Annotated in this window: 18 protein-coding genes and 1 pseudogene; 9 read left to right on the plus strand and 10 right to left on the minus strand. The window is 71.0% G+C overall.

From position 1 onward, the window contains the following. Positions 1 to 99: 99 nt before the first annotated feature. Together ACIP6U_RS48140 and ACIP6U_RS48145 are read right to left on the minus strand one after the other, a co-directional pair. Positions 100 to 615: pseudogene (locus ACIP6U_RS48140) on the minus strand (rhamnogalacturonan lyase); the annotation flags it as partial. A gap of 39 nt (positions 616 to 654) precedes the next feature. After that, positions 655 to 1,614 carry a helix-turn-helix transcriptional regulator gene (locus ACIP6U_RS48145; RefSeq protein WP_401729835.1) on the minus strand — a complete coding sequence of 320 codons (960 nt, stop codon included), beginning with the start codon at positions 1,612 to 1,614 and terminating at the stop codon, positions 655 to 657. Positions 1,615 to 1,676: 62 nt separating this feature from the next. Between ACIP6U_RS48145 and ACIP6U_RS48150 the strand changes: the two genes are divergently transcribed. Both ACIP6U_RS48150 and ACIP6U_RS48155 read left to right on the plus strand, forming a co-directional pair. Next, entirely contained in the window at positions 1,677 to 2,156 is a 480-nt protein-coding gene (locus ACIP6U_RS48150) for a hypothetical protein (protein WP_401729836.1), read from the plus strand. After that, a complete protein-coding gene (locus ACIP6U_RS48155; RefSeq protein WP_401729838.1) occupies positions 2,153 to 2,656 on the plus strand; it encodes a hypothetical protein in 504 nt (167 codons plus the stop codon). The genes ACIP6U_RS48150 and ACIP6U_RS48155 overlap by 4 nt, the downstream gene beginning before the upstream one ends. Here ACIP6U_RS48155 and ACIP6U_RS48160 read toward each other — a convergent pair. Next, positions 2,634 to 3,383 (minus strand): class I SAM-dependent methyltransferase, encoded by a 750-nt coding sequence (locus ACIP6U_RS48160; protein ID WP_401729839.1) that lies wholly within the window; start codon positions 3,381 to 3,383, stop codon positions 2,634 to 2,636. The two genes, ACIP6U_RS48155 and ACIP6U_RS48160, sit on opposite strands and share 23 nt — an antisense overlap. A 5-nt stretch (positions 3,384 to 3,388) precedes the next feature. Then, positions 3,389 to 3,694 carry a 4a-hydroxytetrahydrobiopterin dehydratase gene (locus ACIP6U_RS48165; protein WP_401729841.1) on the minus strand — a complete coding sequence of 102 codons (306 nt, stop codon included), beginning with the start codon at positions 3,692 to 3,694 and terminating at the stop codon, positions 3,389 to 3,391. A 130-nt stretch (positions 3,695 to 3,824) separates the two neighbouring features. Here ACIP6U_RS48165 and ACIP6U_RS48170 point away from each other — a divergent pair, with 130 nt between their 5' ends. The 7 genes from ACIP6U_RS48170 to narI all read left to right on the plus strand — a co-directional run bounded on the left by ACIP6U_RS48170 (position 3,825) and on the right by narI (position 13,242). Then, positions 3,825 to 4,661 (plus strand): helix-turn-helix domain-containing protein, encoded by an 837-nt coding sequence (locus tag ACIP6U_RS48170; RefSeq protein WP_401729842.1) that lies wholly within the window; start codon positions 3,825 to 3,827, stop codon positions 4,659 to 4,661. Between the two features lie 199 nt (positions 4,662 to 4,860). Then, a complete protein-coding gene (locus ACIP6U_RS48175; RefSeq protein WP_401729843.1) occupies positions 4,861 to 5,724 on the plus strand; it encodes a helix-turn-helix domain-containing protein in 864 nt (287 codons plus the stop codon). A gap of 111 nt (positions 5,725 to 5,835) precedes the next feature. Then, positions 5,836 to 6,651, plus strand: coding sequence for an SAM-dependent methyltransferase (locus ACIP6U_RS48180; protein ID WP_401729845.1), 816 nt, complete (start codon positions 5,836 to 5,838; stop codon positions 6,649 to 6,651). 78 nt (positions 6,652 to 6,729) lie between these two features. After that, complete coding sequence (locus ACIP6U_RS48185; RefSeq protein ID WP_401729847.1) at positions 6,730 to 10,413, plus strand: nitrate reductase subunit alpha; 3,684 nt, start codon at positions 6,730 to 6,732, stop codon at positions 10,411 to 10,413. Then, entirely contained in the window at positions 10,413 to 12,029 is a 1,617-nt protein-coding gene (gene narH / locus ACIP6U_RS48190) for a nitrate reductase subunit beta (protein WP_401729848.1), read from the plus strand. Before ACIP6U_RS48185 ends, narH begins: the two co-directional genes overlap by 1 nt. Then, entirely contained in the window at positions 12,029 to 12,523 is a 495-nt protein-coding gene (narJ, locus tag ACIP6U_RS48195; protein ID WP_401729850.1) for a nitrate reductase molybdenum cofactor assembly chaperone, read from the plus strand. Before narH ends, narJ begins: the two co-directional genes overlap by 1 nt. Next, the gene (gene narI / locus ACIP6U_RS48200; RefSeq protein WP_401729852.1) at positions 12,520 to 13,242 is read left to right on the plus strand and encodes a respiratory nitrate reductase subunit gamma; all 723 of its coding nucleotides are present in this window, start codon (positions 12,520 to 12,522) and stop codon (positions 13,240 to 13,242) included. Before narJ ends, narI begins: the two co-directional genes overlap by 4 nt. 6 nt (positions 13,243 to 13,248) lie before the next feature. Here narI and dnaK read toward each other — a convergent pair whose 3' ends face one another. The 6 genes from dnaK to ACIP6U_RS48230 all read right to left on the minus strand — a co-directional run bounded on the left by dnaK (position 13,249) and on the right by ACIP6U_RS48230 (position 21,386). After that, positions 13,249 to 15,132: a molecular chaperone DnaK gene (gene dnaK / locus ACIP6U_RS48205; RefSeq protein ID WP_401729854.1), complete on the minus strand. Its 1,884-nt coding sequence runs from the start codon at positions 15,130 to 15,132 to the stop codon at positions 13,249 to 13,251. Between the two features lie 143 nt (positions 15,133 to 15,275). Continuing rightward, a complete protein-coding gene (locus ACIP6U_RS48210; RefSeq protein ID WP_401729856.1) occupies positions 15,276 to 15,704 on the minus strand; it encodes an OsmC family protein in 429 nt (142 codons plus the stop codon). Positions 15,705 to 15,825: 121 nt separating this feature from the next. Next, a complete protein-coding gene (locus tag ACIP6U_RS48215) occupies positions 15,826 to 17,559 on the minus strand; it encodes a hypothetical protein (protein ID WP_401729882.1) in 1,734 nt (577 codons plus the stop codon). A 62-nt stretch (positions 17,560 to 17,621) separates the two neighbouring features. After that, entirely contained in the window at positions 17,622 to 18,683 is a 1,062-nt protein-coding gene (locus ACIP6U_RS48220) for an ATP-binding protein (protein ID WP_401729857.1), read from the minus strand. Between the two features lie 119 nt (positions 18,684 to 18,802). Continuing rightward, positions 18,803 to 20,821, minus strand: coding sequence for a phage holin family protein (locus tag ACIP6U_RS48225; protein WP_401729884.1), 2,019 nt, complete (start codon positions 20,819 to 20,821; stop codon positions 18,803 to 18,805). 163 nt (positions 20,822 to 20,984) lie between these two features. Continuing rightward, positions 20,985 to 21,386, minus strand: coding sequence for a hypothetical protein (locus tag ACIP6U_RS48230; protein WP_401729858.1), 402 nt, complete (start codon positions 21,384 to 21,386; stop codon positions 20,985 to 20,987). Positions 21,387 to 21,443: the final 57 nt, after the last annotated feature.

The following is a 21,443-nucleotide window of genomic DNA, read 5'->3' on the forward strand; positions in this document are numbered from 1 at the left end:
ACGCGGGCCTACTCGGTGACCATCACAGGATCAATCGGGAAGGTACGCCCTTCGCGTCCAACCCGAGATTGATCCACAGGTCTTGAGCATTGCTCACTGGCCGTCGCCGTCCAGGTCTCCGACGGAGGCGTCGTTCGCCTCGTAGGTGTACGCCACGCCGTCGGGGGTCGTGCCGCCGGCCGGTGGCGTGATGGGTACGTCCTTGTAGCCGGTGCGGAACTGGACCGCGTGGACCGAGTCCGCCTGCTCGACACCGCCCACGATCGCGCGGACCGTGTAGTCGGCCTGGGCGGGGGCGCCGGCGTGGAAGTAGTTCGTGGAGCCGCTGATCGGGGTCGCGTTGACCTTCGTACCGGCCCGGTAGACGTTGAAGGAGACGTCGTTCGGGTCGGTACCGAGCCAGCGACAACTGACCAGGTTGCCGGTGTCGGTGTGGACGCTGACGACACCCCGGTCGAGCTTCTCGACCTGGCGGGCGGTGGCGGCCTCGGCCGGGCCTGCGTTGAGACCGGTGAGTCCGGCGGCGATCAGAGCCGCGGTGGCGGCCATCGCCGAGACGGCGGCTCGGCGTCTGCGACGCGCGTTCAAAGACAGGTGCGGGTGCGGATGCTGCACGTGACGTACCTCCAGAGAGGACGGACGGGTTCCGCACGTTCAGTCGCCGCCGCCTTCCGCCGCGTTGCCGTATCTTTCGGCCAGTTCGGCGATCGTTCGGGCGATGCGTTCGCGCAGCTCGGGCGGTTCGAGGACCTCGATGTCCGTGCCCAGGCGCAGGAACTCGCCATGCGCCCGCTCGACGGATTCGATGGGGACCCGAACGACGGTCCAACCGCCCTCTCCTGCACGCCCGTTCACCGTCCTCGGCAGCGTCACGCCCGGGGCCAGCCGCACCACCGCCTCCGCCCGGTACAGCCGGTCGTGGAAGTCGCGCTGGTACGCCGTCCAGTAGGCCGCCAGGTCGAAGGCTTCGGGGCGCGTGAACTCCTCGTCCGACGTGGCCAGTTCGAGGATCTGGTCGACCCGGAAGGTACGCGGCCCGGATCCCTCGGCTCCCGCCACGACGTACCAGCGCCCCGCCTTCAGCACCAGCCCGTACGGCTCCAACCGCCGCTCCACATCCGTCGGTTCGGCCCAGCGGCGGTAACGGACGCGCAGGACAAGGCTGTTCCAGACCGCGTCGGCCACCGCCGGGAGGTACGGGGCGTCGTCGGCCTCCGCGTACCAGCCGGGTGCGTCCAGGTGGAAGCGGCCGCTGATCCGGTCGGCGTGGACACGCAGCTCCGGCGGCAGCGCGGCCCGCACCTTCAGCTGGGCGGCGGCGAGCACGGAGCCGAGGCCCAGTTCGGCGGCCGGGCCCGGGGCGCCGGAGAGGAAGAGCGCCTCCGCCTCCCCCGCCGTGAGGCCGGTCAGGCGGGTGCGGTAGCCGTCGAGCAGGCGGTAGCCGCCGGCGTGGCCCGCGTCGCCGTACAGCGGGACGCCCGCCGCGCCGAGCGCCTCGACGTCCCGGTAGACCGTGCGCACCGAGACCTCCAGCTCCTCGGCGAGCTGGGCGGCGGTCATCCGGCCCCGGGTCTGGAGCAGCAGGAGGATCGAGACGAGTCGGCTGGACTTCACCTCTCCAGAATCCCAGACTTCACTGACACATGTTGTCAGTGAAGGTGGCCTAGCGTCCCGCCATGGCCTTCACCGAGAAACTGCTCACCGTGCCACCCCCGATCGAGCTGGCCGGCCGGCACATCAAGCGCTACCACGTCACCGCCGATCCGGCGGGCATCGCGCCCGAGATCGAGAAGGCGGCGTACGCGATCCTCCCGGAGCTGCTGCCGGAGCCGGACGGCACTCCGCCGGCCACCTTCGTGGTGCTGCACAAGGGCGGCGACACCGGCGCCTATCTCAACGCCTACAGCTGGGTGTGGGACAACGTGCTGCACTTCCGGGGCGCCTCGGCGGGCCAGCCGGTGCTGGGCTGCCCGGACGACGACCCCACCCACTTCATCCGACCCGACCTGCCCTGGATCGGCTGCGTCTGGGAGCTGCCGCCGATCCTGCACGAACGGGACGCCTGGGTACGGCACCTGCTCGCGCCCGAAGTCCCGGACCTCGACGCCTACTTGGCCGACTCCCTGCCCGAGGGAACGACAGGAGACCGGGCATGAGCGGCCCGCACGACTTCGACTTCCTCCACGGCGATTGGGAGGTGGTCAACCGTCGCCGCACCGACTTCCTCGACCCGGACAGCGGTTGGGAGGTGTTCCCGGCAACGGCCCGTTGTTGGCCGCTGTTCGACGGGGCCGCGAACGTCGACGAGATCGATCTGCCGCAGCTCGCGGCCAAGGGCGCGACCTTGCGGCTCTTCGACCGGGAGACCGAGCGGTGGTCGCTGTACTGGGCGTCCAGCCGCAGCGGCACGCTCTTCCCACCCGTGGTCGGTCGATTCGACGGCGACCGGGGCGAGTTCCACGGTGACGACACGCACGACGGCAAGGACGTACGGGTGCGGTATGTCTGGACGGTCGCGGCGCCGGACCGTGCCCGCTGGGAACAGGCCTTCTCCCTCGACTCCCCTGACTCCCTCGACTCTCTCGATGCCCTCGACGGCGAGGAGACCTGGCTGACCAACTGGACCATGGACTTCAGCCGACCGCCGGCTTCCTGAAGGCCCGCAGCGTGAACTCCGGGTCGGCGCGCGGCCGTTCCTGGTCGGGCAGCGCCTCGAGACGCTCGGCGAACCGCTCGGTGAGCGGGTCGCCGGGCGGCAGCCGGGTGAACCAGCCGCGGCGCAGATCGGCGGCAGTACGACGGGGACTGCGCCCCTGACCCCGGCCCCTGAAGCGGGCCTGCCCCGCCGGACGCAGGCGCTGCGCGGCGGCGTACGTCTCCACCAGCAGGGCGGCGTCGGGGGCCGGGCGGCGCGGGCGCGGAGCGAGCACCGCGTCGATGTCGCTGCCCACGTCGTGTGCGGCGGCCTTGTCGACGGTGGTGACGTACACCCCGCCCGGTCTGAGCACCCGGGCGCACTCGGCGACGACGGCCCGCACGTGCTCGGGTTCGTCGAGCAGGTGCAGCAGCCACACGCTGGTGACGGCGTCGAAGGTGGCGTCGGGGAACGGTAGCGTGCGGCTGTCGGCGAGGACGATCGCGCCGGGCAGCCGCCGAGCGGCCATCCGGGCCATGCCGTACGTCAGATCCGCGCCCGTCACCCGGGTGGCGGGCCGCGCCGCCGCGAACCGCCGGGTGACGATGCCGGTGCCGCAGGCGAGGTCGAGCAGCCGGCCGGCCGAGGCGGGGACCAGGCCCAGTACGGCGTCCGCCGCGGCTGCGGCCCGTGGCTCACCGCCGCGGCTCGCGTCGTAGGCGTCGGCTTCCTTGTCGTAGTCGAGCACGCACGTCAGTGTGCCCCGTGGCCCTGCGCCAATTCCTCGACGCGGCGAGCGAGCGCGAAGTCCAGCGCGGTGACCTTGCCGCCGACGCTGTGCGTGTTCACCGTCAGGGACACGGTGTTGTAGCCGAGGGTGAGGTCGGAGTGGTGGTCCAACTCCTCCTGGACCTGGGCGATGTGGACGACCATCGCGGTCGCCGCGAAGTGCGTGCCGAGCCGGTAGGAGCGGGTGAGCAGGTCGCCGTCGAGCGACCAGCCCGGCAGCTCGGCCAGCCCCTCCTCGATCTGCTGCTGCGACAGCGGTTCCACGGGCATGGCATCGCTCCTTCGTGACGGCCGGACACCCCTTCAGCGTGCCACAGTCCGGGACATCGCCGCGCTGGTCAGAGGGGGTCGTCCGCGGTGTGCCCGGTTCCCTTCCGCGGACGTCGACTACGGTCGTCGTATGACCGCCGCCGCGCACGGGAACTCCACCACCGCCACCACGGCTCCCACCGTCGACAAGGGTGTCGGCCCGCTGCTGCGGGACTGGCGGGAGCGGCGGCGGGTGAGTCAGCTGGAGCTGGCGCTGCGGGCCGACTCCTCCGCGCGGCACATCAGCTTCATCGAGACGGGCCGCTCCCGGCCCAGCGAGGAGATGGTGCTGCGGCTCGCCGAGCACCTGGACGTTCCCGTGCGCGAGCGCAACGCCCTGCTGCTGGCGGCCGGTTACGCCCCGCGCTATCCGGAGACCCCGCTGGACTCCCCCGCCCTGGACGCCCTGCGCGAGGGCGTGGAGCGGCTGATCCAGTGCTACGAGCCGTATCCGGCGCTGGTGGTGGACGCGACGTACCAGGTGCTGGCGGCGAACCGGGGCGTCGCCGTCCTGCTCGACGGCATCCCGGACCATCTCCGCCAACCGCCCCTGAACGCCATGCGGTTGACCCTGCACCCGGAGGGCCTGGCACCACGCATCCGCAATCTGCGTGAATGGCGCGGGCACCTGCTGGACCAGATGCGGCGCGAGATCGCCCTGCACCGCTCCGAGCCGCTGCGGCAGCTGTACGAGGAGGTCGCCGCCTATCCGGTGCCCGAGTCGGACCCGGCCGCCGAACCGGCCGAGCCCGTACCGTACTTCGCGCTGCCCATGCGGCTTGAGCACGACGGCCGGACGCTGTCGTTCATCTCGTCGATCTCCACCTTCAACACCCCGATGGACGTGACGGTCGCCGAGCTGGCCATCGAGACGCTGCTCCCGGCCGACCCGGCGACGGCCAAGTATCTCCACTCGCTGATGTCCTGACGGGTCCCGGACCGGAGTGCGCCGGCCCGGGACCCGATGTGGCCACGGTCCCGCGCGTCGCGCGCCGAGTCGATTACGTCTGGGGTAATGAGGAGGGAGATCGCCGGTGAGGCATATGCCTCACCCGGATCCCATGAGACTGTCGGCGGAACATGACACACTGCTTCGCGCATACTTCGGCGCGTAGGGGAGGCGTGACGTGAGTGAGCGGCGTCCCGCGCCCACCGTGGGCCAGGTGGTGCTCGGCAAGCGCCTGCAGGAACTGAGAGAGGCGGCCGGCCTCAAGCGTGAGGAGGCCGCCCGGGTACTGCGGGTGGCTCCCGCGACCGTACGGCGGATGGAAATGGCCGACGTCGCGCTGAAGATCCCGTATGTCCAGGTGCTCCTGGAGACGTACGGGGTCGCCGAGGAGGAGGCGACGGCGTTCGTCGCGCTGGCCGAGGAGGCGAACCGGCCGGGCTGGTGGCAGCGCTTCCACGACGTGCTGCCGGACTGGTTCAGCCTGTACGTGAGCCTGGAGGGTGCCGCCCGGCTGATCCGCTCCTACGAACCGCACTTCGTGCCCGGGCTGCTCCAGACCGAGGACTACGCGCGTGCGGTGATGGAGGCGGGCACGGTCGGGCAGACCGAGCCGGGGGCCATCGAGCGGCATGTGACCCTGCGTATGACCCGCCAGCGGCTGCTGGACCGCGACGACCCGCCCCACCTGTGGGTGATCATGGACGAGACGGTGCTGCGGCGGCCGGTGAGCATCCGCGGCGAGGTGATGCGCGGACAGCTGGACAAGCTGCTCGAGTACGCCGAGCGCGACCGGGTCACGCTCCAGATCGCCGAGTTCGAGGACGGTCCGCATCCGGGGACGTACGCGCCCTTCACCCTCTTCCGCTTCGCCGAGCCGGAGCTGCCCGACATGGTCTTCACCGAGTACCTGACCGGCGCCCTGTATCTCGACTCCCGCAGCGAGGTCTCCGCGCACCTGGAGGTCCTCGACCACATGACGGCGCGCGCGGCCTCGGCCGAGCGCACCAAGAAGCTGCTGCGGGAGTGCCGCGAGGACTTCTGAGCGGCCCGACCCCGAGCGGCACAGCACAGCCCGGAACCACCTGCACTTCTCCCCCCACGGCACCTCCGGAGTCACGCATCGCACCTTTCCCACACGAGGAGAAGACACGGCATGACCGGATCCGACGCCGCGCCCGTCCAGATAGACACGAGCAGGCCGCACCCGGCCCGGGTGTACGACTGGTGGCTGGGCGGCAAGGACAACTACCCGGTGGACGAGGAGCTGGCCCGCCGCATCCTGGCCGCGGACGGCACGGCGGTGCGCGGGGCGCGCGCCAACCGCCGCTTCATGCACCGGGCGACCCGTACCGTCGCCGAGGCCGGCATCCGCCAGTTCCTGGACATCGGCACGGGCATCCCCACCGAGCCCAACCTGCACCAGGTGGCGCAGAGCGTCGCCCCGGACGCCAAGGTGGTGTACGCGGACAACGACCCGATCGTGCTGCGCCACGCGGAGGCACTGCTGCACGGCTCGGCCGAGGGCAGCACGGAGTACGTGCACGCCGACGTCCGTGACCCGGACACGATCCTGCGGCTGGCCGGCGAGAGCCTGGACTTCACGCAGCCGATCGCGCTGTCGCTGGTGGCGCTCACCCACTACCTGGGCGAGGACCCCGACGGGGACGACGTGTACGGCCTGATCAAGCGGTACGTCGACGTGCTCGTGCCGGGCAGCTATCTGGTGATGTCGCAGGTCACACCGGATCTCAACCCGGAGGCCATCGCGCAGGCCGCCGAGCACTTCCGGCGCAGCGGTACCCCGTTCCATCCGCGCGACCTGGCCGAGTTCTCGCGCTTCTTCCACGGTCTGGAACTCCTCGGCCCCGGCGTCATCTCGGTCTACGGCTGGCGGCCGGACCCGGAGGACGTGGCGGCCCAGGCCGAGGGCATCGTGCCCCTGTACGGCGCGGTCGCCCGCAAGGCCTGACCCGTACGGCTGCGGTGAAAAGGTGCGCTCCCCTGCCCCGCCCTAGGTTCGACACCACGGGCAAGCAAGGGAGCGCACGTGACCGAGATACGGACACCGCCCGCCGAGCCGGGTGCGGCGCTGCTGCGGCTGGGCAGGTTCTTCCGGCCCGGTACACCGGCGCCCGACCTGCACAGCATCGGGCTGTCCGGCGGCCGGGAGGCGGACGCCTTCTACCGGGACCGCTGGAGCCACGACAAGGTCGTGAACTCCACGCACGGTGTGAACTGCACGGGTTCGTGCCGGTGGAAGGTGTACGTCAAGGACGGCATCATCACCTGGGAGACCCAGCAGACGGACTACCCGTCGGTGGGCCCCGACCGCCCCGAGTACGAGCCGCGCGGCTGCCCCCGGGGCGCCGCCTTCTCCTGGTACACGTACTCGCCGACCCGCGTGCGCTATCCGTACATCCGGGGTGTCCTGCTCGACCTGTACCGCGAGGCCCTCGCCCGGCACGGCGACCCGGTCCTGGCCTGGGCCGACCTCCAGGCCGACCCCGAGCGCCGCCGCCGCTACCAGCAAGCCCGCGGCAAGGGCGGACTGGTCCGCGCCACCTGGGACGAGGCCGTCGAGATCGTCGCCGCCGCGCACGTCCACACCATCAAGACGTACGGCCCCGACCGGATCGCCGGCTTCTCCCCCATCCCCGCGATGTCGATGGTGTCGCACGCGGCGGGCGCCCGCTTCCACTCCCTCATCGGCGCCCCGATGCTCTCCTTCTACGACTGGTACGCCGACCTGCCCGTGGCCTCCCCGCAGGTCTTCGGCGACCAGACGGACGTACCGGAGTCGGGCGACTGGTGGGACGCCGCGTACCTGATGATGTGGGGCTCGAACGTCCCGGTCACCCGCACGCCGGACGCGCACTGGATGGCGGAGGCCCGCTACCGCGGCCAGAAGGTCGTCGTGGTCGCGCCCGACTACGCGGACAACGCCAAGTTCGCCGACGAGTGGCTGCACCCGCACCCCGGCACGGACGGCGCGCTGGCCCTGGCGATGGGACATGTGATCCTCAAGGAGTTCTTCGTCGACCGCGAGACGCCGTTCTTCGCGGACTACGTACGGCAGTTCACCGATCTGCCCTTCCTGGTCACGCTCACCGAGAAGGACGGCGGACACGTCCCGTCGAAGTTCCTGCGCGCCGCCGACCTCGGGCAGAGCGGCGAGGGCGCCGACTGGAAGACGGTCGTCCTGGACGCGGCCAGCGGTCGCGCGGTCGTCCCGAACGGCTCCCTGGGCTTCCGCTGGACCGACTCCGGCAAGGGCCGCTGGAACCTCGAACTGGGTCCGGTCGAGCCGCAGTTGAGCCTGTACGGCCATGAGGCGTCCGGAAACGTCGAGATCCTGCTCCCCCGCTTCGACACCGACGGCGGCGAGCACGGACAAGGCCGTGGGGACGTCGTACGACGCGGGGTCCCGGCGACCCGGCTCGGCGGGACGGACGGTCCGCTGGTCACGACCGTCTTCGATCTCCTGCTCGCCCAGTACGGGGTCCACCGCCCTGGCCTGCCCGGCAGTTGGCCCACCTCCTACGAGGACGCCCGCACACCCGGCACGCCCGCCTGGCAGGAGACGCACACCTCGGTCCCGGCCGCCAAGTGCGTCAAGATCGCAAGGGAGTTCGCGCGGACCGCCGAGCGATCCAAGGGCCGCTGCATGATCCTGATGGGCGCGGGCACCAACCACTGGTTCCACTCCGAGACGATCTACCGCGCCTTCCTCGCCCTGCTCCAGCTCACCGGCTGCCAGGGCCGCAACGGCGGCGGCTGGGCGCACTACGTCGGCCAGGAGAAGTGCCGCCCGGCGACGGGCTGGGCGACGCTGGCGGCCGCCTCCGACTGGTCGCGTCCGCCGCGCCAGATGATCGGCACCGCCTACTGGTTCCTCAACACCGACCAGTGGCGCTACGACCGCTTCACGGCCGACGTGCTGGCCTCGCCGCTGGGCGAGGGCCGGTTCAAGGGCATGACGGGCGCCGACTGCCTCGCCCTGTCGGCGCGTTCGGGGTGGATGCCGTCGTACCCGACCTTCGACCGCAATCCGCTGGAGCTGGGCGAGGCGTTCGGCGACCCGGTGGCCAAGGCGGTGGCCGAACTGCGCGCCGGGACACTGAAGTTCGCCTGCGAGGACCCGGACGCGCCGGAGAACTGGCCGCGCGTGCTGACGCTGTGGCGGGCCAATCTGCTGGGTTCGTCGGCGAAGGGCGCCGAGTACTTCACGAAGCATCTGCTGGGCACGCACTCGTCGTTGAGCGCCGAGGAGGCCTCGGTGGACGAGCGCCCGCGTGACGTCGTCTGGCGGGAGGAGGCGCCCGAGGGCAAGCTCGACCTGCTGCTGTCACTGGACTTCCGGCAGACCTCCTCCACGCTCCTGTCGGACGTCGTGCTGCCCGCCGCGACCTGGTACGAGAAGCACGACCTGTCCTCCACCGACATGCACCCCTACGTGCACTCCTTCACCCCGGCCGTGGACCCGCCGTGGCAGGCGCGCACCGACTTCGACACGTTCAAGGCGCTGGCGGAGCGGGTGAGTGAGCTGTCCGTGCTGCATCTGGGCGTGCGCAAGGACCTGGTGGCGGCACCGCTCCAGCACGACACCCCGGGCGAGACCGCCCAGCCCGGCGGGGTGGTCCTGGACTGGAAGCGCGGGGAGTGCGAGCCGATCCCGGGGAGGACGATGCCGAACCTGGTCGTCGTGGAGCGGGACTACACGGCGATCGGCGCCAAGTTCACCGCCCTCGGCCCGCTCGTCGAGGAACTGGGCCTGCCCGCCAAGGGAATCGCCCTGCACCCGGACGAAGAGGTCGCGCGGCTGCGGGAGTTGAACGGCACGGCCTATCAGCGCCGGCCGTCCCTCGACACGGCGGTGAAGGCCGCCAACACGATCCTCTCCCTGTCCGGCACGACCAACGGGCGGCTCGCCACCCAGGGCTTCCGCACCCTGGAGCAGCGCACCGGGCAGGAGATGGCCCACCTGGCGGCCGAGCACGAGGGCAAGCGCGTCACGTACGCCGACACCCAGGCGGCCCCCGTCCCGGTCATCACCTCGCCGGAGTGGTCGGGCAGCGAGTCCGGCGGCCGGCGCTACACGGCGTTCACGCAGAACACCGAGCAGCTCAAGCCCTGGCACACGCTCACCGGACGCCAGCACTTCTTCCTCGACCACGACTGGATCCACGAACTGGGCGAGGCGCTCCCGGTGTACCGGCCGCCGCTCGACATGAACAGGCTGTTCGGCGAACCGCGGCTCGGCCCGGACGGACAACGGGAAGTGACGGTCCGTTACCTCACCCCGCACAACAAGTGGTCCATCCACTCCGAGTACCAGGACAACCTGTTCATGCTGGCCCTCTCCCGGGGCGGCCAGAACATCTGGATGTCCCCGCAGGACGCGGACGCCATCGGGGTCGCGGACAACGACTGGATCGAGGCGGAGAACCGCAACGGCGTGGTCGTCGCCCGGGCCGTCGTCTCGCACCGGATGCCGGCCGGCACGGTCTACATGCACCACGCGCAGGAGCGCACGGTGAACGTCCCGAAGACCGAGGCGACCGGAAAGCGCGGCGGCATCCACAACTCGCTCACCCGGCTGATCCTCAAGCCGTCCCATCTCATCGGCGGCTACGCCCAGTTGAGCTGGGCCTTCAACTACCTGGGCCCGACGGGCAACCAGCGCGACGAGGTGACGGTCATCCGCCGTCGCAGCCAGGAGGTCGAGTACTGATGCGTCCGATGGCCCAGATCGCCATGGTCATGAACCTCGACAAGTGCATCGGCTGTCACACCTGTTCGGTCACCTGCAAGCAGGCGTGGACCAACCGGCAGGGCATGGAGTACGTCTGGTTCAACAACGTCGAGACCCGCCCAGGGCAGGGCTATCCGCGCCGCTACGAGGACCAGCAGAAGTGGAAGGGCGGCTGGGAGCTCAACAAGCGCGGGGCGCTGAAGCTCAAGGCGGGCGGCCGTTTCCACAAGCTCGCCGGGATCTTCTCCAACCCCAGGCTGCCGGAGATCAAGGACTACTACGAGCCCTGGACCTACGACTACAGGAACCTCACCGACGCCCCGCTCGGCGACGACTACCCGGTGGCCCGCCCGGTCTCCCAGCTCGACGGCAAGCCGATGAAGATCGAGTGGTCCTCGAACTGGGACGACAACCTCGCGGGCGCCCCCGCCTACGGCGACCTCGACCCGATGGTCGAGCGCACCCGCCAACAGGTGGCCGACAAGGTGAAGTTCGAGTTCGAGCAGACCTTCATGTTCTATCTGCCGCGCATCTGCGAGCACTGCCTCAACCCGGCGTGCGTGGCGTCCTGTCCGTCCGGCGCGATGTACAAGCGGGCCGAGGACGGGATCGTCCTGGTCGACCAGGACCAGTGCCGTGGCTGGCGGATGTGCGTGACGGGCTGCCCGTACAAGAAGGTGTACTTCAACCACCGCACCGGCAAGGCCGAGAAGTGCACGCTCTGCTATCCGCGCCTCGAAGTGGGTCTGCCCACCGTGTGCTCGGAGACGTGCGTGGGCCGGCTGCGCTACCTCGGGGTCGTCCTCTACGACGCCGACAAGGTGACGGCCGCGGCTTCGGTGCGGGACGAAAAGGTGCTCTACGAGGCCCAGTTGGGTGTGTTCCTCGACCCCGACGACCACGCGGTGCAGCGGGCGTGCGAGGAGGCGGGGATCCCGTACGACTGGATGGAGGCGGCCCGCCGCTCCCCCGTGCGGGCGCTGATCAGCACGTACAAGGTCGCGCTGCCGCTGCATCCCGAGTACCGCACCATGCCGATGGTCTGGTACATCCCGCCGCTGTCGCCCGTGGTCGACGCGCTGTCGGAGACCGGGCACGACGGCGAGGACGCGCAGAACCTGTTCGGGGCCATCGAGACCCTCCGCATCCCCCTCGAATACCTGGCGGAACTGTTCACCGCCGGTGACGTCGGCCCGGTCCGCGCCTCGCTGGAGAAGCTCGCCGCGATGCGCTCCCACATGCGGGCGATCAACCTCGGCGAGGAACCGGACCCGGAGGTCACGGCGGCCGTCGGCATGGAACCCGCCGAGATCGAGGCGATGTACCGGCTGCTGGCGATCGCCAAGTACGAGGACCGGTACGTGATTCCGACGGCGGCGGTCGGGGACGCGCGCCGCCTCGAGGAGTCCGCGCTGCCCGACGAGTGCAGCCTCGACCACGCGGACGGTCCCGGGATGGGCGGCGACGGGCCGTTCGGCCAGGACTCGGGGCGCAAGCTGCTGCCGATCGTGTCCGTGGAGAACTTCCACGCCCTGCGCGACCGCCAGACCGCGGACCACCCGGACCGGCCGGACCACGACGCGAAGGATGCCTGATGCCCTCGGACGCTGTGCTGTACCAGGCGGCCGCGCTCTGCCTGACCTACCCCGACGACGACTTCCGCGCCCGGCTCCCGCTGCTGCGCGAAGCCGCCCCGCAACTACGGGAGTTCGTCGACCACGCGGCCCTCACCCCACCGCAGGACCTGGCCGCGCACTACGTCCAGGTCTTCGACTTCAAGAACCGGCACAGCCTGTACCTGAGCTGGTGGCACGACGGCGACACCCGGCGGCGCGGGATGTCCCTGGTCCGCTTCAAGGAGCTGTACCGCGCGCACGAGTTGGAGTTCACCGGCGAGGAGCTGCCGGACTTCCTGCCGGCGGTCCTGGAGTTCACGTCCCGCACCGGCAACCTCGAACTCCTCTCCGAGTACCGCGCCGCCCTGGACCAACTCCGCGCCCGCCTCGCCGACTTCGGCACGCCCTACGCGTCCGTCCTGGACGCCGTCTGCGCCACCCTGCCGCCCGCTCCCACCGAGGCCCGCCGATGAGCACGTTCCTGTGGGGCGCCCTGCCCTATCTCGCCTTCGTCCTCCTGGTCGCCGGCCTGTTCTGGCGCCATCGCTACGACAAGTTCGGCTGGACGACACGCTCATCGCAGGTCTACGAGTCGAGGCTCCTGAACATCGCCTCCCCCGCCTTCCACTACGGCATCCTCTTCGTCCTCGCCGGTCACCTGGTGGGCCTGTTCGTCCCCGAGTCATGGACCCACGCGGCCGGTATCGGCGAGCACGTCTACCACCTGCTCTCGCTCTACGGCGGCACCGCGGCCGGTGTCCTCACGGTCGCCGGCATCCTGCTCCTGCTCTACCGCCGCCGTACGAACGCCCCCGTGTTCCGGGCGACCACGGTCAACGACAAGCTCATGTACGTCGTGCTGCTCGCGGCGATCGCGCTGGGCATGGTGGCGAAACTGACCCACGCCTCCGGCGACGGCTACAACTACCGCCGGTCCATCGCCCCTTGGGCCCGCAGCCTGTTCACCCTCCAGCCGAGGACGGAGCTGATGGCGGGCGTGCCGGTGCTGTACCAGATCCACGCCGTCATCGGCATGACACTGATCGCGCTGGTGCCGTACACCCGCCTGGTCCACATGTTCAGCGCGCCGGTCCAGTATCTGTTCCGCCCGTACGTGGTCTACCGCAGCCGCGACCCCAGGCAGTTGGGGCCGCGGCCGGAGCGTAGGGGTTGGGAGAAGACCGGTTCCTAGGGGTGGCTAGGCCGCACCGCCCTTCGTGTCCCGGTCATCGTCGACGATCTCCGCGTCCACCACTCCCTCGTCGTCCTGCGGTGAGGTGTCCTGCTCGGTACCGGTGCCACCGCCGTCGGCGTCGTCCGTCGGAGGCCGGTCGGCCTGCGCGTACATCGCCTGGCCCATCTGCTGGCTGACGGAGGCGAGTTTCTCCACGCCCGTGCGCAACGCGGCCGTGTCGGCGTCCTGTTCCAGCAGTTCCTTCAGCTCCGTGGCCGCGGCCTCGACCTCGGAGCGGGTCTCGGCCGGGATGCGCTCCTCGTTGTCGCGGACGAACTTCTCGGTCTGGTAGACGAGTTGCTCGGCCTGGTTGCGGGTCTCGGCGGCCTCCCGGCGCTTGCGGTCCTCGTCGGCGTACTGCTCCGCCTCCCGCATCATGCGGTCGATGTCGTTCTTCGGGAGCGCGGAGCCGCCGGTGACCGTCATCTTCTGTTCGCGACCCGTGGCGAGGTCTTTTGCCGACACGTGCATGATTCCGTTGGCGTCGATGTCGAAGGCGACCTCGATCTGCGGCACCCCACGCGGGGCGGGCGGCAGCCCTGTGAGGTCGAAGACGCCCAACTTCTTGTTGTACGCGGCGATCTCGCGTTCGCCCTGGTAGACCTGGATGCCGACCGAGGGCTGGTTGTCGGCGGCGGTCGTGAAGATCTCCGAACGCCGGGTCGGGATCGTGGTGTTGCGCTCGATCAGCTTGGTCATGATGCCGCCCTTGGTCTCGATGCCGAGGGACAGCGGGGTGACGTCGAGCAGCAGCACGTCCTTGACGTCGCCGCGGATGACACCCGCCTGGAGGGCCGCGCCGACGGCGACGACCTCGTCCGGGTTGACGCCCTTGTGCGGGTCCTTGCCGGTGAGTTCCTTGACCAGGTCGGTGACCGCGGGCATACGGGTAGAGCCGCCGACCAGGATCACGTGGTCGATCGCCGCCAACGGCACGTTCGCGTCCTTGATCGCCTGGTGGAAGGGCGTCTTGCAGCGGTCGAGGAGATCGGCGGTCAGCTCCTGGAACTGCGCCCGGGTCATCTTCTCGTCGAGGTGCAGCGGCCCGGCCGCGGAGGCCGTGATGTAGGGCAGGTTGATGGTGGTCTCGGTCGAGCTGGACAGCTCGATCTTGGCCTTCTCGGCGCCCTCGCGCAGCCGTTGCAGGGCCATCTTGTCGGTGCCGAGGTCGATGCCCTGCTGTCCCTTGAACTTCTTGACCAGGTACTCGACGACCCGCTGGTCCCAGTCGTCACCGCCCAAGTGGGTATCGCCGTTGGTCGCCTTGACCTCGATGACACCGTCGCCGATCTCCAGCAACGACACGTCGAAGGTGCCGCCGCCGAGGTCGAAGACCAGCACGGTCTGCTCCTCACCCCGGTCCAGACCGTAGGCGAGCGCGGCGGCCGTCGGCTCGTTGATGATCCGCAGCACCTTCAGGCCCGCGACCTCCCCGGCCTCCTTGGTCGCCTGCCGCTGCGAGTCGTCGAAGTACGCCGGTACGGTGATCACCGCGTCCGTGACGTCCTCACCGAGGTAGGCCTCGGCGTCCCGCTTCAGCTTCTGCAGCACCCGGGCGGACAACTCCTGCGCCCGGTAGCGGGTTCCGTCGATCGAACCCTCCGAGGGGAAACGCCACTCCGCGTCACCCATGTACCGCTTCACCGAGCGCGCGGTGCGCTCCACGTTCGTCACGGCCTGCCGCTTGGCGACCTCGCCGACCAGCACCTCCCCGTTCTTGGCGAAGGCCACCACCGACGGTGTGGTCCTGGCTCCCTCCGCGTTGGCGACGACGGTGGGTTCGCCGCCCTCAAGGACGGCGACCACCGAGTTCGTGGTCCCCAGATCGATCCCGACCGCACGTGCCATTTCGGTCCCCTTCCGCCAGGGCACTTCCCCGACTACAGCACAAAACTTGAGTGCGCTGTTGTCAATGCCGCCTACCCGGAAACGACGATGCCGCGCCCCCGATCGGGGAACGCGGCACCGAAGAAGTGACCAGGCCTACGGGGTCAGGCGAGCTTGGCCGACAGCGTGATGGTCGTGCCGGTGAGCGCCTGGCTGACCGGGCAGTTCTTCTTGGCGTCCTCGGCGGCGGCGACGAAGGCCTCGTCGTCGATGCCGGGAACCGTGCCCTCGACCGTGAGGTGGATGCCGGTGATGCCCTCACCCGGCTGGAAGTTCACGTCGGCCGAGGTGACGAGCTTGGTGGGCGGGGTGCCGGCGCCGTTGAGGGCGTGCGACAGCGCCATGGAGAAGCAGCTGGAGTGCGCGGCGGCGATCAGCTCTTCCGGGCTGGTCTTGCCGTTGGCGTCCTGAGAGCGCGAAGCCCACGTGACCGGCTGCGCCTCGATGGCACCGGAGGAGTCGAAGTTCACGACACCTTGGCCCTCGATCAGGTTGCCTTCCCAGACGGTGTGTGCGGAGCGCGTGGTTGCCACGATTGTTCCTTTCGGGTGGGGCCCCGTGCGGGGCCCGTATCCGGGTGCCAGGACACCATCCGATCACACCTTCGGCCGGTGCACCCACATGACCGGCACGACGGTCGTCCACGCCGTGAGGTCAGCGCACCCGGAACACCGGCCCCCGCGCGCTGAACGGCAGTCGGGCGCCCTGCGGGATCAGGTACGCGTGCTCGCGTCGCACCCGCAGGACGTCGCACCAGCCGTCGGTGATGACCAGGATCGGGGCACCGGGCGGGAAGTCGTCCGCGCGGTGCAGGAGATCGATGCCGGGCTGGAGGACCGTACCGCCGCGGCCGTGCACGCGGACGCGGCCGGCGATCTCCGTCACCGGCACGAACCCGGCGTCGTGCGCGGCCGCGTCGCAGAAGACGACGCGGGCGGCCGGTACGTCACGGGCCTCGGCGTACGAGGCGATCGCGCCGAGTGCCTTGCCGAGCAGGACGCGGTCCATCGAGCCGGAGGTGTCGAGGACCACGCCGAAGGTGCAGCGGGCGATCTCCTCGGGCGGGAAGTACCGGCCCGCGCGCGGGATGTCGGGGGTGGAGGACTGGCGGCGCGAGGGACGGGCGTAGGAGCGCACCGGTTCGGGTCGGGGCACGAACTCGTCGAACCAGCGGGCCAGTCGGGCGTCCCAGGGCAGCGGCGGGTGGCTGAGGGCGCGGATCTCCTCGATCAGGCCGCCGGGCAGGTAGCCGCGCTCCTGCTGCTGGTGCAGGTCGAGGCCCTGGCACAGGCCCCGCCGGTAGAACTCGTCGAGGTCGACGTAGTCGCCGGGCGGGCCCAGCGGGGCGCCGAGCACGTCGCCGACGCCCTTGCCCCGGAGGGTGGCCAGGCGGCGCAGGCGGCGCAGGTCGCCGGCGATCCGGTCGTAGACCTCCTCGGCGGACAGGCCCGTCAACTCGCGGTCGTACAGCAGGCCTTCGGGCATCGTGCCGACCTGCATCTCGCTGAGCCAGCCGTTGACGACGTAGTCGCAGGCGATGTTGAAGAGGTAGGGGTCGCGGGTGCCGCAGCGGTCGCCGTGGCGCAGGGCGGCGTGCAGCATCTCGTGGCCGAGGATGAACCGCCACTCCTCGTCGTCGAAGGTCCGCAGCGGGTTGACGTAGATCTCGCCGGCCTCGGTGTTGACGGCGGCCACCGCGATGCCGTGGGCGCGGGCGAGTTCGGCGTCGGCGACCAGCTTGATGCCGGCCGCGATGCCGCCGAGCAGCGGGTAGGAGGAGACGAACCAGCTCAACGCCCGCTGCCAGGGCCGCAGTTCGGCGATCTGTCCGGTCAGGGAATCGCGGCGGCCGCCCGCCATGTCCATCGCCGCCGACACGGTCCGGGTCAGCGCGGTGGCGAACGCCAGCTGCCAGTCCGGGGGTTGGCCCAGCCAGCCGTGCCAGGGCAGGAGCAGCTGGTCGGCCTCACCGCCCGCCGTACCGCAGTGCTCGTACGCGGCCGGCAGGCCGTCCCGCCGCCAGCGCGCGGCGAGTTGCTCCTCGTCACCGTCCGGATAGGCGGTGGGCAGCTCCTCGGGGGTCCTGCCGATGGTGAAGCCGAGCAGGAAGCGGTTGACGACGACGCAGCGCGCGGCGAGGTCGAAGCGGTCCGGCTGGGTGCGCTCGCCCTTGACGGCCGGTACGTGTCCGAAGCCGAGGTGGAGCACGGCGTGCGCCACCGCCCAGGCCCAGTCGGCCGGTTCGGCCAGGCGTTTCGGGTGGGCGTGCAGGTCGCCGTCGGAGTCGACGCGCACGAGGCCGTCCCGGGGCGCGAGCCGGCAGTCCTCGTGCCGGCAGACGTTGAACTCCACCGCCGCGAGCGCCGGGTTGGCCCCGACCAGGCGCATCCCCTCGGCGAAGGCCTCGGCCGCGAGGTCCCGCTTCTTCTCGCCCTTGGTCCGGGCCCGGCTCACCGACGCGCCTCCACCAGACGCGGCATGTCCCGGGCCGCCTCGACGAGGAACCACGAGGGCAGCACGGGGTTGCCGTCGGCGTCGGAGGCGATGACGGTCTGCGCGACCTCGACGGAGATCTCGGCGAGCTGCACGAGCAACGACTTGGCGCGGTACGCGGTCTGCCGGCCGCTCGCCGACATGTGCTCCTTGCTGACCGGGAGTTCCTTGACCAGCCGGCCGCGGAACGACTCGGCGAGGTAGTACAGCAGGTCGCGGTCCTGCATGCGGTGCGGCCAGCCGGCGTCGCCCTTGATGATGGCCTCGATGCCGTACTGGCTGCGCACGATCTTGACGTACCCGCAGAAGGCGGTGGCGTGCGTGGGCGTCAGCGTGCCGTGCGCGAGCACCTTCAGGGTCTCCTCGTCGAGGTCGCGGCCGAAGGAGTGCAGCGCGTCGGAGAGCATGTGCCAGGAACGGGGCGTGGAGAACGGCTCCTCGGTCTTCGGCGGCTTGGACCACAGGTGGTCGGGCCGGTCGGTGAGGTGGTCCAGGACCCAGGGGTGGACGTCGTTGTTCGCCGCCCACGTCAGCCAGTCCGTGGCGGAGGCCTCCAGGTGGACGTGGGCGAGCCGGTTGACCAGGGCGGAGGCGATCGGGCGGGCGAGCGCGTTGTCGGTGGCGCGGTTGCCGGCGCCGATGACGATCGAGCCCTTCGGCAGCTCGTAATTGCCGATACGGCGGTCCAGGATCAGCGAGTAGAACGCCTTCTGCACGTCCGGCGAGGCCGCGTTCAGCTCGTCCAGGAACAGGCAGTACGGCTCGTCGCGGGCGATCGCCTCCGGCGGGCAGAACACCGAGCGCCCGTCCCTGATCTGCGGCACCCCGATCAGGTCCTCCGGCGCGAGCTGGGTCCCGAGCAGACTCACGCACTCCAGCCCCAGCGACTCGGCGAACTCCCTTACCAGGGAGGACTTTCCGATGCCGGGCGCGCCCCAGAGGAAGACCGGCCGCACGGTGGCGAGGCCGAGCAGCAGTTCGGGGATACGGGCCGGGGTGACGGTGACGGCTGCCTGCACGCAGTTGCTCCTGGGATGGTCGAGGGGGGCGGGCGACATGCGACGTCCGATACGACCAGTGTGTGCGGGGAGCCGATCCGACGCAGCCGATTATTCGGCCGCCGGACCCGCGCGAGCCGCTAGGCCGCGCGGTCCTCCCGGGCCGGCAGCGGCACCTGCGGTCCGTGCGTCTCGCGCAGCCAGCGCAGCAGCACCCGGTGCACCGACTCGGCCCCGACCAGCTCGCAGCCCTCCTGGACCGGCGGGGAGAACGCGACCGGGGAGAGCAGGAACGGTCTGCCCTGCGCCCCGCCGAGCCCTCCGTGCGACCCGATCTGCTCCTCGAACGCGAGGACTTCGCCGTCGGCCGGGTCGTGGGCGGAGTTGACCATGATGTCGGCGGTGTGCGGAAAGCCGTGCGTGCGCCGCACGGCGTCGGCGGCGCCGGCTCCGAACGCCCCCAACGGGCCTGGATCCCCGTCGAGTTGGTCCAACGGGATCTCGGCGCCGTACGCGCCGAGCACGACCCCGCCGTGCTCCTCGCTGCGCACCAGCAGGAAGCCGATGCCGGGGTGGTTGGCGAGCGTGGTCAGCAGGGCGGGATGGCGGGCGTCGATCTCCTCCTTGCTCATCCGGTGCGGCACGTCCGGGAAGGAGACCAGGCCGAGGTTGCCCGAGGCCAGGACGATCGGCTCCGAGCGGCGGGAGGGCCGGTGCTGCTCGCCGCCCTCCTCGACCGGGCGGCGCAGCGCGGCCCGCACGGCGGCGCGCGCCTCGGCCCCGCTGTGCGTGCGCCGCGCCTTGCGCGGCACGGGCAGCCCGCAACCAGCTCGCACCAGTTCGCCGAGGCCCAGGCCGTAGCGGGACCGGAAGGTCTCGCCGGGGCTCTGGCCGTGGTCGGAGAGCAGGACGATCCGGTACGGCCGCGGGGCGTGCTCCGAGGCGTTCTGGATCAGCGCGAGCGAGCGGTCCAGCCGGGCGAGGACCTTCTCCGCGTCCCGGCTGCGCGGCCCGGAGTGGTGGGCCACCTCGTCGTACGCCACCAGGTCCGCGTAGACGGAGGTGCGCCCGGCGAACATGTCGCCCATCACCGCGGCGACGACGACATCGCGTTCGACGACGGTCGCGAAGGCGCGGATGAGGGGGTAGAGGCCGCCGCGTTTGACGCGGGGGCGCTGCTTGCAGGCCCGGGAACGGGTGGACTGGCCGATCTCACGGCCGACCTCGGCGACGAAGGACATCGCGGTGCGCACGGCGTTGGCGGGGTCGGCGAAGTACGCGAAGTAGCCCGCCCTGGACCGGTTCTCGCGCCCGCGCCTGCGGGTGGCGATGGACAGGACGAGGGCCTGTTCGTCGGCGCCGCCGCTGAACAGGTTGCCGCGGCTGGCGCCGTCGGCGCTGAGCAGGCCGCCGTCGCCGGTGCGCTCGACGGCGCGGCGCTGGAGTTCGGCGGCGCTGGTCGGCCGGTTGCAGACCATGACCTCGCGGGTGTCCTTCTCGTACCAGCGGAAGGCGGGCACGTCGAAGTTGCTGCCGTGCAGGATGCCGAGCTGGCTGGCGCCGGTCTGGCTGGACCAGTCGGTGCGCCACGGGGTGAGCCGGTGGCTGCCCTCCAGCCAGCCGGCGACGGTCGGCATCAGGCCCTTGCCCACGGCGGCGAGCAGCACGTCGTGGCCGACGCCGTCGAGTTGCAGGAAGACGGTGCCGGGGCTGGACGGACCGGTCGGGCCGCGGTCGCGGCGGCGGTCGGCGAGACGGTAGAGGCGGCGGCGGTAGGCGTCGTCGTCGCGGACGGCCAGCGCACCGCCGGTGGCGGAGGCGACGGCGGACATCACGGCGGCCACCACGACGGCGGTCTCCGGGGCCACCTCGCCCCGTCCCGACGGGTTGATGCGCAGCGCGATCAGCAGCAGCGACCCGTTGAGCACGAACACCAACAGGCCCAGGACCAGGGCGGGTACGAGCAGCAGCAGCCGGACGAGCAGCGGCCACACCAGCGCCGACAGCAGACCGAAGGCGCCGGCGCCGAACGCCGCGGTGACCGCTATCCGGGTCGCGCTGTCGCCGTCCGGTGACTGGATCTGGAAGTCCGGCAGGATCCCGGCGAGCACGAGCATGGTGACCGTGGAGACGGCCCACACGGCGATGCTGCGCCCCATCTGACTGGCGATCCGCCGCCAACGCCCGCCACGCACGCCCTGCCACCTCACGTCCCGGCCCGACGCCGGAGCGGGCCCCTGTCTCCCTACCCTGTCATACGGCCCGGACCGACCGGTTTCCGGAAAACGACGGGTCGTCCCCGTCGGCGACCGCCCGTCCCCGTCAGCGGCCGTCGTATCCGGCCGTCGGCATGGACAGGCGGCGATGCACCCGCGCCTTCATCTGCGCGTCGTAGGCCGGCTCCGCCGATCCCACGGTCTCCACCCGCACCCCGCGTCGCGCGCACTCCGCGGTGAACTCCTCGACGGACGACAGCGCGCTCTCCAGGACCCGTCGGCTGGGCGCCACGAACAGGTCGGACCCGGGCCGGACCCCGTCCCACAGCACACAGTGGTCGGCCCGCAGCCCTCGGACCAGAAGCTCCCGGCTGACGATGAAGCCCCGCTCGGCGGCCCAGCGGGCACACATGGCGTGCTGGCTGCGGGAGTCCACCAGGAAGGGGTCGTCGTCCAGCTCTTCGAGCGGCGTCAGACTCGCGATCGCAGTGACCCGCACCGGTCCCATGGCGTCCCCCTCACCTCCGGGTTTCGCCGCCGACCCTACTCCAGCCCGTAGGCTTCG

The sequence above is a fragment of the Streptomyces sp. NPDC088794 genome (assembly GCF_044750545.1).
In the GTDB taxonomy this organism is placed as follows: Bacteria; Actinomycetota; Actinomycetes; order Streptomycetales; family Streptomycetaceae; genus Streptomyces.